Consider the following 225-nt stretch of genomic DNA (forward strand, 5'->3'; position numbering starts at 1 on the left):
TTCGGCGGATCAGATTCTCACTGATCTTTTCGTTACTCATACCGGCATTCTCACTTGTATGCAGTCCAGCAGTCCTTCCGGTCTACCTTCAACCCGGCATACAACGCTCCCCTACCCCTGATACATAGTATCAAGCCATAGCTTCGGTGGTGTGTTTAGCCCCGTTACATTTTCGGCGCAGAGTCACTCGACCAGTGAGCTATTACGCACTCTTTAAATGGTGGC

1 rRNA gene is annotated in these 225 nt (G+C 50.2%); it reads right to left on the reverse strand.

The features are described from left to right. Positions 1–225, reverse strand: a 23S ribosomal RNA gene (locus KJS58_RS25315); the annotation flags it as partial.

Source organism: Paenibacillus sp. J45TS6, assembly GCF_018403285.1.
Lineage (GTDB): Bacteria > Bacillota > Bacilli > Paenibacillales > Paenibacillaceae > Paenibacillus.